The organism is Chloroflexota bacterium (genome assembly GCA_014360905.1).
Classification (GTDB): domain Bacteria; phylum Chloroflexota; class Anaerolineae; order UBA2200; family UBA2200; genus JACIWX01.
On sequence record JACIWW010000004.1, the window covers coordinates 1 to 15,807 of the forward strand.

11 protein-coding genes and 1 pseudogene are annotated in these 15,807 nt (G+C 54.7%); 3 read left to right on the forward strand and 9 right to left on the reverse strand.

The annotated features are described in order from the left end of the window. Window positions 1-249 precede the first annotated feature (249 nt). From H5T67_02560 to H5T67_02585, 6 genes are all read right to left on the reverse strand, one after another. The gene (locus tag H5T67_02560; protein ID MBC7244203.1) at window positions 250-660 is read right to left on the reverse strand and encodes a hypothetical protein; all 411 of its coding nucleotides are present in this window, start codon (window positions 658-660) and stop codon (window positions 250-252) included. A 19-nt stretch (window positions 661-679) separates the two neighbouring features. After that, a complete protein-coding gene (locus H5T67_02565) occupies window positions 680-2,125 on the reverse strand; it encodes a pre-peptidase C-terminal domain-containing protein (GenBank protein ID MBC7244204.1) in 1,446 nt (481 codons plus the stop codon). 68 nt (window positions 2,126-2,193) lie between these two features. Beyond that, on the reverse strand, window positions 2,194-3,873 hold the full coding sequence (locus tag H5T67_02570; GenBank protein ID MBC7244205.1) for a serine/threonine protein kinase: 1,680 nt from the start codon (window positions 3,871-3,873) through the stop codon (window positions 2,194-2,196). A 63-nt stretch (window positions 3,874-3,936) separates the two neighbouring features. After that, window positions 3,937-5,688 carry a serine/threonine-protein phosphatase gene (locus tag H5T67_02575; GenBank protein ID MBC7244206.1) on the reverse strand — a complete coding sequence of 584 codons (1,752 nt, stop codon included), beginning with the start codon at window positions 5,686-5,688 and terminating at the stop codon, window positions 3,937-3,939. A 128-nt stretch (window positions 5,689-5,816) separates the two neighbouring features. Then, complete coding sequence (locus tag H5T67_02580) at window positions 5,817-7,400, reverse strand: VWA domain-containing protein (GenBank protein ID MBC7244207.1); 1,584 nt, start codon at window positions 7,398-7,400, stop codon at window positions 5,817-5,819. A 669-nt stretch (window positions 7,401-8,069) separates the two neighbouring features. Continuing rightward, on the reverse strand, window positions 8,070-8,603 hold the full coding sequence (locus H5T67_02585) for an isoprenylcysteine carboxylmethyltransferase family protein (protein MBC7244208.1): 534 nt from the start codon (window positions 8,601-8,603) through the stop codon (window positions 8,070-8,072). A 385-nt stretch (window positions 8,604-8,988) separates the two neighbouring features. Here H5T67_02585 and H5T67_02590 point away from each other — a divergent pair, with 385 nt between their 5' ends. Next, a complete protein-coding gene (locus H5T67_02590; protein ID MBC7244209.1) occupies window positions 8,989-9,981 on the forward strand; it encodes an integron integrase in 993 nt (330 codons plus the stop codon). Here H5T67_02590 and nadB read toward each other — a convergent pair. From nadB to nadC, 3 genes and pseudogenes are all read right to left on the reverse strand, one after another. Beyond that, complete coding sequence (gene nadB, locus H5T67_02595; GenBank protein MBC7244210.1) at window positions 9,978-11,549, reverse strand: L-aspartate oxidase; 1,572 nt, start codon at window positions 11,547-11,549, stop codon at window positions 9,978-9,980. The genes H5T67_02590 and nadB overlap by 4 nt on opposite strands. Before the next feature lies 1 nt (window position 11,550). Beyond that, window positions 11,551-12,618, reverse strand: a complete 1,068-nt coding sequence (gene nadA, locus H5T67_02600) for a quinolinate synthase NadA (GenBank protein ID MBC7244211.1) — start codon at window positions 12,616-12,618, stop codon at window positions 11,551-11,553. Window positions 12,619-12,630: 12 nt separating this feature from the next. Then, a pseudogene (gene nadC / locus H5T67_02605) lies at window positions 12,631-13,473 on the reverse strand (carboxylating nicotinate-nucleotide diphosphorylase). A 361-nt stretch (window positions 13,474-13,834) separates the two neighbouring features. On the opposite strand from nadC, the gene H5T67_02610 reads away from it, so the two are divergent. Next, window positions 13,835-15,217 (forward strand): amidohydrolase, encoded by a 1,383-nt coding sequence (locus H5T67_02610; GenBank protein MBC7244212.1) that lies wholly within the window; start codon window positions 13,835-13,837, stop codon window positions 15,215-15,217. Between the two features lie 143 nt (window positions 15,218-15,360). Then, window positions 15,361-15,753, forward strand: coding sequence for a single-stranded DNA-binding protein (gene ssb / locus H5T67_02615; protein MBC7244213.1), 393 nt, complete (start codon window positions 15,361-15,363; stop codon window positions 15,751-15,753). The last annotated feature ends 54 nt before the right edge of the window (window positions 15,754-15,807 follow it).

Here is a 15,807-nt window from a genome sequence, read left to right on the forward strand (position 1 = left end):
AGCTCCTCTTGCAAGGCAGCTACTTGTGCGCGCAAAGTATTGTTCTCAGCACGGAGGGCAACGACTTCTTCTTCCAGTGTCATGTGCTCAGTATACCACAGCTAGCCCTAATCTGAACAATTACAAATTTTCGCACTGAATGGGTGCATTTCAGTTCTGGGGCAAGAAGCACCTGAAGGCGGCCAGAAACCGGGTTTCTTACCCCCGGACATGACCATCCATGTAGCGGGAAGCAGGAATTTCAACGACTTAGAAACCCGGTTTCTTAACCTGCCCCAAAATTGAAATGCACCCCACCGCCACGCCACTGGGATACCAGAACTGCCCGTCGCCAACGCCAAGGGAGCCCCACTTGCCCAGGAAGGCCCCCGTAGCGCTGAAGCGCTGCACGCGGTGGTTGCCCGTGTCCGCCACGTAGAGCGTGCCATCGGGCGCCACCGCCACGCCACTGGGATACCTGAACTGCCCCACGGGCGCCTGCGCACCAATGGCAAACTGGAACTTGTCCGGCAGGGGAGCTTGAGCTCCCACGCCTCGGCCTCGTGGCAGCAAAGCAAGAGCAATGGCGGCCACAAGGATACTCCCAATCCCATGCCGATAGGCGCTTCGGCAAGCAACAAGCAGCAGCTCCTCTATCCCCTTTGCTCTGCTTTGCACCATCCCGCACATCCTCCCCCAACTAGTACTCCACGCGCAGTGCATAGGGCACGTGCGCATGCCAGCCCTCAATGCGTACCACTAACAAGTAATAGCGCCCAGCAGGCAGCGGCCCCCACGAGATGTGCTCATCCTTGTTGCCTGGCTGAGCCGAACTGGTGAGGTGGTTCCCAGTGGGGCCCCGCAGGTACAGGTCATAGTCACAACCAGATGGGATCTCCCTCAGCCACGCCTCAATGGTGTGCGCTACAGGCATGTCGAAGTAGAACCAGTCGCACTCATCGCTGGACGAGGAAATGTAATCGCGATACACCTGCCCAGAAAGCAGCGGCCCACACGCTCCCTCGCGACGATCGTTGTCCGGCTCGCGGCATGCCACTGACGCACGCTTTATCACAGGCAAAAACTCTCGCCATGGCCCCAACTGCGTCCAGCGTAGCTGCAGCGCCGCACTCCCTCCCGCCTCGTAGTACTCCAGCAGCAGCCGATGGTACCCCGCGCTGAGCGAGATCTCTGCCGCGTAGCTGGCCACCTGCTCCTGCCATTGCTCAATCAGCAGTGTGTCATCCACCCACAGACGCACGCCATCATCGGCAAAGACGGTGAAACGATAGCGGCTAGCCGCAAAGGGCACGTAGCGCTGCCAACGCGCCGAGAAGTTGTCCGCAGGCACGCCACTGCCTGGCGAGCCTGTGCCCCACTGGAAGTCTAGCGCAGCGTCCTGGCGGATGAGGATTGGCCGCTCAGCCAACCAGCGGTTGGCAAAGTACTCACCCCGCCAAGTGGTGGGGTAGGCAATGCCAAAGGCTTGGATGCGATCGTTGCCCGTGTCCGCCACGTAGACCGTGCCATCGGGCGCCACCGCCACGCCACAGGGATACCAGAACTGCCCGTCGCCAGCGCCAGGGGAGCCCCACTTGCCCAGGAAGGCCCCCGTAGCGCTGAAGCGCTGCACGCGGTCGTTGTCCGTGTCCGCCACGTAGAGCGTGCCATCGGGCGCCACCGCCACGCCACAGGGAAACCAGAACTGCCCGTCGCCAACGCCAAGGGAGCCCCACCTGGCAAGAAACGTGCCTGGAGGCGTGATATAATCGTAGTACCAAACCCCAGTTAGCAGTGGGCCGCATGCACCCTGACTGGTTTCATTGGCTGGTTCTGCACATTGCCACGGAACTGGCACAGGCACCGTACGAACGCTGCGAAGTGCCACCGGGACAAAGAGCCTGTTCACAGCTGGGGCCGTATCTGCTCCTGACACGGGGCTATGCACTATGAACCCCAGCATGAGGGCCAGCACGGTACCTGTGCAAACGAATCCTTTCCATCTTCCCAAGTCTCCAATATGCGCACTATTGCTCTGCATCGGCTGCTGTATTCTCTGCCACTGCCATGTTACCGCTGTGCCGGCATGGTTTTCATGCCAAGACCTGTTGTGACGAACGGTGCTGGCAGACTGCTCCATCATCATGCAACTCAGCTTGGGTCACCAGGCCAGCCTCTGCATGAAAGGATGCTGCCGCACTTCCTGAGCATACCCTAAATCTTTGGTGTGCGGGTTGGTGTTGGTCGAGGCCCTGGCGCTGGCGCACCAGCCTCGAGCTTCCAGGTGAAGAGGCGCTCTTCGCTGCGCGGGCTGACTGCACTGCCCGTGATCTGGCCTTTGTCGTTCATGCCTGGGTTACGCATGACCACCACATACCAGCCATGCTGCCACCCCAACCCTCGGTCCGCCAGGACATCGCTATCGTACAAGAACGGATTGAGCTGCCCCTGCCAGCGTGTACTCTTCGTCGTAGCTTGCAGATAGGGGTACCTGTGGCCATCGCGGTGCAGGAAGGTGATGACCAGAGCGTAGTACTCATCTGCAGCTAACTGCGGCGCTACCGGTTGCCAGGAAAACTCCATCGTCACGTAGCCAGTGAAAGTAGCGTCCTTGGCTGGAGTCGACAACGGCGGAGCAGGATATTTGTAGGGACTGGGTGTGCGTGTGCTGGTTGGCTGCACCACAGCAGCCTGGGCAGTGGCCGTGTGCATGGCAATAGCAGTACTTGTCGCCTTCGCTGCGGCAGTGCTTGTTTGCTTTGCAATAGCAGTTTGTGTGGCCTGCAAAACGGCTGTCTGCGTAGCTTTGGCCACAGTGGTTTGGGTTGCCTGAGCAGCGGTGGCAAAGGCAGTCCGCACCCTTGTCACTGACATAGTGGGAGTCAAGGTCAACACACGGATGATTGCCGTCAAAGTCGGATGCGCCGCTTCCAACACCGTGGCTGAAGGAGTGCGCATATGAACAAGCATACTAATGGGCAAAGAGCTATTGCAACTTGGCAAGAAATAACTAATGACCAACAGTACAAGCACTATGATTGCCACTGCTAACAATACTAATGGCCAGCGAGAAGTTGGAAAAAGCGCCGCGCGCAGATCCCTCGCCATCTGAGAGGCGCTTGCATAACGCTTTTCTGGCTCCTTGGCCAAAGCTCGTAAAACAACACTATCAACACCCCTGGGCAAGCCTGGACGTTTTTTGCTCGGTGGCGGCGGGAGTTGCGTCAAGTGGGCTTCTTTAATTTCCCTACTGCTGCCACGTTCAAAAGGCACTTTTCCTGTTAACATCTGGTACAAAACAATGCCTAATGAATAGATGTCTGAATAACCATCCAGCTCCTTGCCCTGTACGTGCTCAGGCGACATATACCATGGCGAACCAACTGAGCGCTTTGGTTCTTCTTGACTACGCTTTACCCTTGCTCTCGCACGCGCTATGCCAAAATCAACGAGCTTAACCCGCCCGTCCGTGTCAACGAGGACATTGCTAGGCTTGACATCACAATGGATAATACCCTGTGCATGGGCATAATCCAAAGCTTCTGCTATCTGATCGAACAGCGTGCAGACCTTCTCAGGCGGCAACCAGCCAAATTCCTGAATCATTTTGCGCAAATCCAGTCCCGGTACATATTCCATGACAATATATGGAATGCCATTATGCTCATCTACGTCGCTGATTTTGACAATGTTGGGATGATCCAATCGGGCAGCAAGCCGCGCTTCTCTAACAAAGGCTTCCACAAACTCCCGGTCATTGCATTTCTCGGGTTGGGGCACCTTAATCGCTACTGCCTTGCCAAGCACAGGATGCCAAGCCTTATACACCTTTCCCATGCCCCCTTCGCCGATCTCCCCTTGAATTTCATATTTGCCTAATGTTTGACTAATCATTTCACCCATCCTCGTTGTTCCGAGCGGAAATCTTGGTACATGGTAGACCACGAGACTCGATTCTCAGCTAGCACTGATTGCAGAGATGGTTCCAATGCTTGAATTGGCTGTGACTCTGGGGGCATCCGTTGTGGCGGCCGTTGGCACTGGCGTGGCCGTTGGCACTGGCGTGGCCGTTGGCACTGGCGTGGCTGTTGGCACTGGCGTGGCCGGTGGCACTGGCGTGTCCGGTGGCACTGGCGTGGCTGTTGGCACTGGCGTGTCCGGTGGCACTGGCGTGGCTGTTGGCACTGGCGTGGCCGTTGGCACTGGCGTGTCCGGTGGCACTGGCGTGGCCGTTGGCACTGGCGTGGCCGGTGGCACTGGCGTGGCTGTTGGCACTGGCGTGGCTGTTGCCGGTGGCACTGGCGTGGCCGTTGGCACTGGCGTGGCTGTTGCCGGTGGCACTGGCGTGGCCGTTGGCTCTGGCGTGGCCGTTGAACAAACCTCTTGATAAACAAAACTGCCCGTCTGACTCCATTCGCTGCGCGGCGTCGGCTCCGCCTGCCCTTGCTCCATTTGCACAATGCGCACTTTCCAGCAATAGACTCCTACCCCACCAGGGGGAACAATAAAGCCGTCGCGCGCTTTCCCTTGGAATATCGATAGACGTTGTTCTGCTTTTCCTTGCAGCCACATCCATAGATCAAAGTACTCGTTATCCTGCAGCGTGCCCTCGAAACGCCACCGCACACGAATTTCTTGTCCACACATCGTGGCCCCATTGGCAGGTTCCTGCAAAGCAGGCGCTACGTAAGGTACAAACGTAGCAGTGGGGCCGCGCACCTCTGTCGCTGTTGCGGACGCAGTGGATATCAACGAATAACTTGGGGATGGTACAGGGGGAGCTATAGCTTGCTCAGTGGGTGTCGGTGTCAGCCGAAGTCTATTAATAATAGGGGGTACTAGGGTAGCCATAAGAGCCATGACGGCAATCAGTAACAAAACCTTTGGCAACTGGAGCGATACCCTAGTACTTGGAGTTACATCCACCGTTTTTGTGGGAGATGTTTTGCAGACCTTCACAACGATGACGCTGATGTTATCTATGCCTCCTCGAGCATTGGCCTGCTGCACCAGTTTGTTCGCAGCCTCTTGGGCTGGAAATCGTCTCACGATGCGTTCTATCTCCTTCTGGCTCAGTGGTTCCCAGAGGCCATCTGAACACAGTACCAGCACATCGCCTGGCTGGAGTTTCTCCGGCCGAGCTAGTTCGACTTTCACACCGGGGGCCTTTCCCAGGCGGCGTGTAAGCTTATGGCGATCCGGTGAACGCTGTGCTTCCTCCGCGCTTAGTTTTCCCATACGCACCTGCTCAGCAACAAGGGTGTGATCCACACTTAGTTGGCGAGGTGGTTTACCAGGGCGGAAGAGCAAAGCGCGACTGTCACCAACATTGGCAACATACAACTCATCGCCACGCACCACAGCAGCCACTACTGTCGAGCCCATTCCGCTCCAGATTGGCCTCTCTGCCATGAAGCGAAGGAGCTCAGCATTAGCAGCTTCAATAGCGTAAGTCAGGCTCTCAGCCGGATCAGCCGTCAGCGAATAAGAATAGTAGGCATCAATCACCTTAAACACAGCGCGATGACTAGCAATTGCGCCTGCTTCCTGACCTCCCATGCCATCGGCAACGAGATAAAGACACCCCTGCTGAGCTCGCTGACTTTGATCCTGGGGCTCAGAAACTTCTAATGTATCCTCATTCTCAAGACGTTTGCGTCCGCGATCGGTGGCTTTTCCCACCTCATAATAAAAATTCCCAGCCGCCATGCTCGCTCCTTTTCACTTAGTCACTAACGAGTTATGCCATCTTACTTGTTGTAAATAGCCCCTTATCTCCTTGCTTGTCCTCATTAGTCTGAGCTAAGAAGCCTTAGCATTGAGCCTCCCGATCCTTCCTATGTATCTGTATCTTGAGTTTCCTCCCCAGTTTCGGAAATATCTCCGGTCCCGGAAGTAGTTAAATAATTAAAACGCAATACCGTTTTCGTCCCCAATTGAATAAGGTCACCGTCGTGGAGTTCTCTGCCCTTATCAGTCAACTTCTCATCGTTTATCCTTGTCCCGAAGGTGCTGTCTTCATCATAGAGATACACCCTCCCATGCTCATACTGCAATCTCGCATGATAGCGCGAAACTGGGTTGTCATCTATGATTATATCGTTGTCCTCATGGCGTCCTATGGTCACTTTACCTTTCTGTAATTTATCTCGGGGAATCGTAAGCGATTCACCTTCTCTCATCTTGACGCTCTTAACTACGGTGAATTTAGCCACTTCCTCTGTATCGTCTGTATCGATGGTGATGGTATTGCCTTTTTTATCACGTGACGGCCTCTGTGCCTCGTACGTAGGTTTGTATCGTGCTCGCAGGAGCATCCATAGGGAGAAAATGATGACCACAACCGTGAAGCCTATTGCCAATAGACGCCAATTCTCTATAACCCTCACCATAACACTCGCATGCTCACCAGGGTAAGGAGTTGGAGGAGGAATCAGAGTTGCAGGAGGTGGCTGGGAGCTAGTCGGTTCGGGCGTTGCGGTTGCTACGGGTTGGGGTACAACAAAATTCTCGCTATCAGGCTTTTGTTGACCTTGATAGTTTACCTCAACCACCAAATAATGATTACCCACTGCAGCACTCGTTTCGTACCTAATCACATACTGGCTGCGCAGCAGTTCTGCAATCTGGCGATAAACCTCTGTCAGATCTTCAGGTTCAGGTGCCGACCAATAAGCTCCACCTGTTTTCTGAGCGATGCGCCGGAGCACCGATTCATCCACCTTGCGCCCAAAACCTACCGTATAGACGGGAACTCTATGCTGGTAAGCCAAATTAATAACATCATCTACCGAGACCTTACTACAAGGCCTTCCTGCACGGTCATCTCTGCCATCGGTCATAACAACTACAGCGCGACGCCCTTGAACAACCTGCATAGCTTTTTTCACTGCCGTATCAATGGCATCGTACAGACACGTCCACCTGTCTACTAACTCCAATTTATCTACGGCATTATGTACTTTACCATGATCTTGTTCGAAATCAGATAATAGCCTGGTTTCTTCCTGAAATTCGTACAGTGCTATATAATCTTGTGCGGGCATGCTTCGTATAAACTGCTTAGCCGCGTCTTTAGCCCATGCAAGCCCTGTAGTACCCATGCTTGTCGTAGTGTCCATCAATAAGACGATCCATAACGCCTCGCTGGCTTGCTGCACTTCGAATTGCGCTACCCGCACTCCATCTTCGAAAAGTACAAAAGAACCAGCTTCCAATTGCTTGATGGGGAAACCATCCAGGTCAGTCACTGTGATATACGCTTTGACCACACTTTGCACATCAGAAAGCCGCGATACTTCAATAAAGTTGATATTCACATCCCGAATGAGTTGTTGCGCCTTTGCTGCGAATAACGCAAATGTCATTACAACTGAACAAGTTACCACAACCACTAGAACAAAACGCCATCGGTAATTCATCTTGTTGCCCCTCCATTGTTCGTCAGAACAGAATTTTGGTCCGTTATCGACTGAGCGTTCTCCCCCAACTACAAGGACAAGTAAACAGCGGCCAGCAAGATGCTAGCACGCGCAAATTATTGCAACGAGCATATTGGCGACTTATGCGGTAATAAGAACGAGGTACGAGACTACAAATAGCAGGAATAAGTCCATTACCCGCTAGTAATTGCCCAATAAGCCTCATCGCTGTGAATGATAGTGAGGCAAAAGAAGGGGAAGATACTCGACGGCACAGAGAACCTTGCCTATTAATCATCGTTAAATCGGAAACTCTCGTTTGAGCCATTGTTCTACCCCTTTCACCACGCAAACAACCCTTCGCTCTTTTCACGCCACCTGACTATGGACTAGGTTGAATCCATCAGTATAACTGCCTATATCTTGCACATGCCCATTCATTGATGCAAAAATCGGGCAAATGCTAAATATTGCATCAATTACGGAAACCTTCAGCCTAAACTGCAAGATCTTGACAAGTCAGCCAATGGTGACGTGTAATCATTCTGTAAATATTATAAACATGATTAATGGAAGCTGTCAAGCCTATGACTCAAACGGAAAAGCTCAGCCGCCCCGCGTAGCAAGCGAAGCGGAGCGGCGTCGGGTGCAACGCGGTGTTGGGCGGCACTACCTGGCTTTGCAACGAAAACGAGGTATCCAAGCTGGTACACGCCTAACGTATGCATCCCAATGCTCACCGAATTCCATTGCCAGCGCTTGTTCTTCCCGTTTGGCACGGATGATCAAGGCCAAGAAGTTCACTGTGACAAATACAAACGTCCAGGTGCGATAAAGCAACAATCCCCCAACGGCAGCAACCTGGAGTCCCAGGTACAAAGGATGGCGCACCAAGGCAAAAGGCCCGTGAGTAACTAGTCGGTGCTCGACATTCAACTGCACTCCAAAACCGCTAGAGGCTTTGTACATCTCCCCCAGTGTCCTAGCTCCCCATAAGTACAATGCCAGACCGAGGAAATAGAGCAGTGTACCGAGGCTCAAAGTCGCGACACGAGCAGAGATAGTAAGTGTGACTGGAACTGGTTGCCACAAGATGAAGCACAGACCAATCCAGAGTGCGCCAAATAGCAGTTGGAGTGGCACGTGCAACACCCTGGCTGCTGCGCCTGTTGTCCTCCCGAAGGACGTTGTAATCCTTGCCATACTGCCCGCCACAGCGCGATTGCCAGGGTCACAAATCCCACTACAGCTCCGATCCAGCTTATCCATCTTTCAATGACATCAAGTATCATTTCTGGTGTTGTCCTGTTCGTAGAGTGCCGCATAACGGCGCGGCGGATGGAGTCGCGCCATTAGCGCGGACGCGCAGCGTCCGCGCTAACTATTGAGTAGACCGAACTATTTCGGCCTAGCTACCCCGATTCCTAGACAGAATCAGTTCGGTATAGCATTCTAAAAAGTTGACTTATGCCAGTTTCGGCTATAATACCTGAAGTCTTGACTGGGCAATCGGGTTAACGATGCAGGTCCGACGACGCCTGCATTATGCAAAACAAATCTTTTCTTGTCAAGTTCGAGGAGACAATCTATGGAGGAGCAGCGCCCGAAAAAACTCTTGGACCAAGTCCGCGACGCCATCCACCTCAAGCACTATTCTATCCGCACCGAACAGGCCTACGTCGGCTGGATCAAGCGCTACATCTACTTCCACGGCGTGCGCCACCCGTCCGAAATGGGCGCTCCCGAGGTCGAAGCCTTTCTCACCTACCTGGCCGTCAAGGAAAACGTCGCTGCTTCGACACAGAACCAGGCCCTCAGCGCCCTTCTCTTCCTCTATCGCGAGGTACTCCAACAGGACCTGGGTCCCGTTGACGCCCTGCGCGCCAAGCGACCCAAGCGGCTGCCCACTGTCCTGACCAAAGAAGAAACCCTGCGTCTGATCGGCTGCCTATCGGGCACACACCAGTTGATGGCCAAATTGATCTACGGCAGCGGTCTGCGTCTGATGGAATGTCTACGCTTGCGCGTCAAAGACCTGGATTTCGAACGGCGGGCCATTATCGTCCGCGACGGCAAAGGGGAACAGGACCGGGTGACGGTGCTGCCCGACAGCCTCATCCCGCTGCTCCAGGAACACCTGCAGCGGGTGAAAGCCCTGCACGAGCGGGATCTGGCTCAAGACCTCGGCTCAGCCTATTTGCCCGATGCCCTGGCGCGCAAATATCCCAACGCCGACAAGGAGTGGGGCTGGCAGTACGTCTTCCCCGCCAACCGCCTATCTCAGGATCCTCGCAGCGGCGTCACGCGCCGCCACCACCTGCACGAGAGCAGCCTGCAAAAGGCGATCAAGGAAGCAGCCCGCCTGGCGAGCATCGTCAAGCCGGTCGGCCCCCACACCCTCCGCCATTGTTTCGCTACGCACTTGCTGAAAGGGGGCTATGACATCCGCACTGTGCAAGAACTCCTCGGCCACAAAGACGTGCGCACCACCATGATTTACACCCACGTCCTGCAGCGCGGCGGAATGGCCATACGTAGCCCTCTGGATAAGATGCACAGTTTGACTTCGCAGATTTCCTAATCCTCGCGATAGTGGCAGCCGCGGCTGACCTTGTTCTCCCACGCCGCCTGAGCCACGATGAGTGCGGCTTGCACGGCATTGCGCAGACCAATCAAGCCATCCGAGAGTTTGGTCGTGCTGTAGAAGCGCGTGATGTCTATCTGCAAGTTGCGCAAATCGCTGATGGCGCGATCCAGCCGCCGCGTCGAACGCACCAGCCCCACATAGTTCCACATGATGTGCTGAATGGTAGTCATGTCCTGGCGGATCAGCGCCGGGTCAGCGACTTCCGTCAGTCCGCCGTTATACCACGGCGGGATGTCATCCGGGTCGCAGCCCAGTTCACCCAGGTTTTGTGCGATATCATGCGCCGCGCGGACGCCCCACACCAATCCCTCCAACAACGAGGCACTGCCCAGCCGGTTTGCACCGTGCACCCCTGTACAGGACACTTCGCCAATGGCATACAGGTTGCGGATGCTGGTCCGTCCATATTCATCCACCCATACCCCGCCGCAGTGATAATGCGCGGCGGGCACGACTGGAATCAAGTCTTTGGTGATGTCCACGTCGAATTCTAGACACCTCTGGTAGATAGCCGGAAAGTGGGCTTTGATCTCATCCGCCGGGAGGTAGGACTTGATATCTAGATAGACACATTTGCTTCCTGTAGCCAACATCTCTTGATGGATGCTCCGCGCCACTACATCGCGAGGGGCCAGATCTTTCCATTCCGGCGCGTATTTCTGCATGAATGGTCGTCCACGATCATCTACTAGGCGCCCTCCTGCACCACGAACTGCCTCCGTGATCAGGAATCGTGCCTGGTCGCGGTAGTAGAAGGCAGTAGGATGAAACTGCACGTATTCAGCATTGATGATACGTGCGCCAGCGTTGTAAGCCATAGCCAACCCATCCCCACGCGCCGTGGGTGGGTTAGTGCTGTACAGGAAGATGCGCCCCAAGCCGCCGGTAGCCAGGATAGTCTTTTGGGCCAGGTAGGCATCTACCTCACCCGTGGCCTGGTTGAACACATACGCCCCAACACACGAAAGCGGGTCATATACCGACAGGCGGTTGCGGGAATGGTGGGAAGGTGTCAGCAGATCCACCGCAGTGTGCTGGGTCAAAAGTTTGATATTGGAGCAAGCACGCAGTGCTTCCACCAGTTTTTCTTGGATCGCGCGCCCCGTATAGTCGCCAACATGTAAGATGCGCTCCGTGGAGTGCGCCGCTTCTTTGATGCGCTCCAGTGCATTGTCGGGCATCCGGTCGAAAGGCACACCCAACTCTTCCACCAGGAACTCGCGCACCAGTTGAGGACCTTCTTCGGCTAAGATACGCACAGCGCGGAGATTACTCATGCCCGCGCCGGCGCGCTCGATGTCCTCGCTCAGCAGCTCTGGGGAATCGTCGTCGCCACGGTAGATGATACCACCTTGCGCATAGTATGTGTTCGATTCGCGCGGATCCTCTTCTGAGGTAACGACAGTAATGCGCAAGGCAGGATTCCTAGCCAAATGCAAAGCAGCCGTAGCACCCGAAATGCCACAGCCTATGATGAGGACGTCCGTTTGGATATGAGCCATATTATTTCACCGCCAGCATTTTCTCCAATGCGATATTCGCCCAGCGTGAAATTTCCGGCGGAACTCGCACCACGTTCACCGGGTCACCTGTCCGCAGGTGGTCGAGCGTGTAACTGAGGTTGTACGGATTGATGCGGTACATTGCTCCACACAGCGACCTGGCCAGGGGTACAATAGTTTTATCAGGATTCTCCTTGGCCAGCCTAGCCACTAGATGGAGCTCGGTGCCGATAGCGAAGGCTGAACCTGGTGCGGCTGTCTCCACTGTACGTACGATAAAGGAAGTGGAACCATTTAGGTCAGAGCGGGCAACAACTTCTATAGGGCATTCGGGATGCACAATAACCTGGATGCCAGGATACTGACGGCGCACCTTTTCCACGTGCTTAACGGTGAAGAAGGTGTGCACGAGACAGTAGCCCTTCCAAACCACAACCGTAGCCTGTCGGGCCGCTTCGCGACTGGCCTCAGGATCAGCAGGGTCCCAGACGGCGATCTCTGCCGCCGGGATGCCAATAGCTAGCGCTGAATTGCGCCCCAGGTGCTCATCGGGAAAGAACAGCACATGCCCCTTCTGTTTCAATGCCCAGCGCAGGATAGCCTGGGCATTGGCTGAGGTGCACACAGCGCCACCTTTTTGCCCGCAGAAAGCCTTGAGTGTGGCATACGTATTCTGATACGTCACCGGGAGGAGGTCATCGCCCCACAGCGAGGTCAGGTGTTGCCAGGCCAGTTCTGCCTGCTCTACATCAGCCATTTGCGCCATGGGGCACATGGCAGAATGCGCCGGCAAGCAGACGATTTGTTCAGGCGCGCAGAGCATGGCCGCCGTCTCGGCCATAAAGTCCACGCCGCAAAAGACGATATACTGTGCATTGCTGGCCTGCGCCGCCACGCGTGACAACTCCAAGGAGTCGCCACGGTAGTCCGCAAATTGGATCACCTCATCGCGCTGATAGTGGTGTCCCAGGATCACCAAGTCACCGCCGAGATCCGCCTTTGCTTCGTGTATTCGAGCAAGGATCTCCGCCTCTGGGAAGGTCTGATAATCCGCCAGAGTACCGAGCACTTCCGCTTCAGCTTCCAGGCTGATGTCCAGTGCCGGAGCTGAATGGGTCAACGCCCCTACACTAATGTAATCCACGCCAGTTTTGGCTATCTCCGCAACATTGTCCAGGTTGATGCCGCCCGAAGCCTCCAGCTCAACGCGTCCACCGGTTAAAGCCACTGCCTGGCGCATCTGCTCCAGATCCATATTGTCTAGCATAATGCGGTCTACGCTCAGTTCAAGTGCCTCGCGCAACTCATCCAAATTCTTGACCTCCACTTCGATGGGCAGGGCAGATTGGTTGTGCTCCCGTACCTGTTGCACTGCGGCAGTAATGCTGCCCGCAGCTGCAATATGGTTGTCTTTGATCAGCACCATATCATACAGACCAAAGCGGTGATTCCTGCCACCGCCGAGGCGCACGGCCATCTTGTCCAGTATACGCAAGCCCGGCGCAGTCTTTCTCGTATCCAAAATCACTGCTTTGGTGCCTCTGACTGCCTCGACATAACGATGGGTAAGCGTAGCGATGCCCGACATGCGCTGCAAGAAATTCAGTGCCACTCGCTCAGCGCCCAGTATGCTCCTGGCCGGACCATGCACCGTCGCCAGCACATCGCCGCGCGAGACAGGGGTGCCATCCGCTACACGGCTCTTGAAGGTGATGCGCTCATCCACGGCTGCAAATACCCGGCGCGCGACTTCTAGGCCAGCCACAACGCCAGAGGCTTTGACCACGATCTTGCCGCGCAGACGCAGATCGGCAGGCAAAGTCCAAGAGCTGGTTACATCTCCTGGACCGATGTCTTCTGCCAACGCGCGGCGGATGATTTCCTCAATTTCTGCTGCTTTTGTAGAACTCGTCCATATCTTCATATTCACTTATATCCTGTTGGTTTGTTGAACATAATCCACAAGTACACTAACATGCTTGATAGCGTGGCTAGCTCTTCTTTAACCCAAAGCACTATGCTCTCTGCTCAGTGATTTTACTCCTTACAAGGATATTAGTCAATCTTCTGTCTTCTACAGTGCTGCGGCATAACTGATTCGGGTGTGATTGTGAGCAGAACACAGAGCCACCACATTGTTTGGAGATCCTCCACTCTATTCAAGCTAACCATCCATAGCCTTCAACGGTTCCGACCAAACCTCGTTCGGGTTTTTCACGGAAGCACTCTCGTGTATAATACATCTGAGAACAAGGGCGGTAGACCAAAAGGAGAAGGGATCTATGATGATCTATGAGCACGGAACGCTGATTACTATGGATGCGCAACGACGCATCATCACCGACGGGGCAATGGCCGTAGAAGGCAAGAAATTCGTAGCGATTGACAAAGCCAAAGTACTACGCGAACAATTCCCCACCGAACCACGCACTGATCTAAAAGGCAAAATCGTCATTCCCGGATTAATCAACACCCACGTGCATTTGGCACAAGCCATGATCCGCGGCTGCGCAGATGATATGGAGCTTCTTGATTGGCTTGGCAAACGTGTTTGGGTGCTGCAAGGCAATTATACGGAAGAAGACGGCCGGGCCAGCGCTGAGCTGTGTATCCTTGAGATGCTCAAATCAGGCACCACCGCTTTTGTCGAGTCCATGCTGGCTGAGCGGTACGGTTTCGATGGCATTGCCGAAGTTGTGCTGCGTTCGGGCATCCGCGCCGCCCTGGCCAAGATCGTCATGGACATCGGCACCTATGCCACAAAGGACAGTTGGATGCATCCTGGCATGATCGAAGATCGTGAAACGAGCCTCAGAAACACCTTGGCGATGCACGACAAATGGAACGGCGCTGGCAATGGACGCCTGTTGGTCTGGTTTGGACCACGCACCCCAGGTGGTGTCACGCTAGAACTGTACCGCGAGATCAGCGCGTTGGCCCGCGCGCGAAGCATGGGCATTACCGTGCATCTGGCTGAAGTACAGGCAGACCGCATATTCTTGCAAGAAAAATACGGCAAGACACCCGCACAATTTGCAGAGGATGTGGGGCTCGTTGGCCCTAATGTGCTATTAGTGCATACGGTATGGATGGATGCCAATGACATTGAGATCCTGGCCCGCACGCAGACGCACGTATCACATAACCCCGTGTCCAATGCCAAGTTGGCTTCAGGCATCGCACCTATCCCTGAGATGCTTGCAGCAGGTGTCAATGTGGCTCTGGGCACCGATGGAGGCCCCAGCAACAACACTTACGACATGGTACGCGATATGCGCTGGGCTTCCTATATTCATAAGGCGCGCACGCTCAACCCCTTGGTCATGCCGGCCGAGACAGTGCTGGAAATGGCAACCATCAATGGAGCAAAAGCCATGGGGCTGGAAAAGGAAATCGGCTCGCTCGAAGTGGGTAAACAAGCAGATTTCGTCGTTTTTCATCTGGAGAAGCCGCACTTAACTCCCAGCATGGATCCTGTTTCCATCCTCGTTTGTGCTGCCACCGGCGCAGATGTGGACACTGTCGTGATCAGTGGACAGGTAGTGGTACAGAATGGACATGTGCTCACCATGGATGAGGAGCGCATTCTACGCGAAGCCAGCGAACGAGCAGCGGCCGTATGGAAACGCGCCGGCATCGAAAGAAAACCCCGCTGGCCGGTTCTATAGGCTCAATGTGAGAGAAGTGAGTCGCCGTGTTTGCAGGTCGGGCTGACCACGACCGCATGTTTTGACAATATAACCAGTGTGCGATAGAATGCAATCACTAATCCGCAGTGCCGAATTCAATCCGCGAAAAGGGAGGATATACCATGTATCAAAGTACTGTGGTGGTGGGGCATTTGGGCCGTGATCCTGAGATGCGCTACACCCCAGATGGTACGCCAGTGACAACTTTCAACATCGCTACCACACGCAAATGGGTGAATGCTGACGGTCAGCCCCAGGAAAAAACAACCTGGTTCCGTGTAACTGCATGGCGGAAACTTGCTGAGACCTGTAACCAATTCCTGGCAAAGGGGCGGCTGGTGCTGGTTGAAGGGGATATCGATGTATCCACTTGGAATGACAAGACCACTGGCGAACCCCGTGCCATGCTGGAACTCCGTGCCCGCACCGTGCGCTTCTTAGGCGGTAGAGGTGAAAAGGCTGAGGTTCCTGAAGAAATCGCTCCTGAAGCTGAAGAGGAACTTCCCTTTCTCTAATTCCATACGACTAACGAGAAACAGCGAACGAACTTGGGCGTCTGCAGGATAACG

Bases quoted from the DNA above. Each gene is read 5' to 3' on its own strand.
- H5T67_02560 (MBC7244203.1), bottom strand. From the start codon at position 660: ATGGTGCAAAGCAGAGCAAAGGGGATAGAGGAGCTGCTGCTTGTTGCT.
- H5T67_02565 (MBC7244204.1), bottom strand. From the start codon at position 2,125: ATGATGATGGAGCAGTCTGCCAGCACCGTTCGTCACAACAGGTCTTGG.
- H5T67_02570 (MBC7244205.1), bottom strand. From the start codon at position 3,873: ATGATTAGTCAAACATTAGGCAAATATGAAATTCAAGGGGAGATCGGC.
- H5T67_02575 (MBC7244206.1), bottom strand. From the start codon at position 5,688: ATGGCGGCTGGGAATTTTTATTATGAGGTGGGAAAAGCCACCGATCGC.
- H5T67_02580 (MBC7244207.1), bottom strand. From the start codon at position 7,400: ATGAATTACCGATGGCGTTTTGTTCTAGTGGTTGTGGTAACTTGTTCA.
- H5T67_02585 (MBC7244208.1), bottom strand. From the start codon at position 8,603: ATGGCAAGGATTACAACGTCCTTCGGGAGGACAACAGGCGCAGCAGCC.
- H5T67_02590 (MBC7244209.1), top strand. From the start codon at position 8,989: ATGGAGGAGCAGCGCCCGAAAAAACTCTTGGACCAAGTCCGCGACGCC.
- nadB (MBC7244210.1), bottom strand. From the start codon at position 11,549: ATGGCTCATATCCAAACGGACGTCCTCATCATAGGCTGTGGCATTTCG.
- H5T67_02610 (MBC7244212.1), top strand. From the start codon at position 13,835: ATGATCTATGAGCACGGAACGCTGATTACTATGGATGCGCAACGACGC.
- ssb (MBC7244213.1), top strand. From the start codon at position 15,361: ATGTATCAAAGTACTGTGGTGGTGGGGCATTTGGGCCGTGATCCTGAG.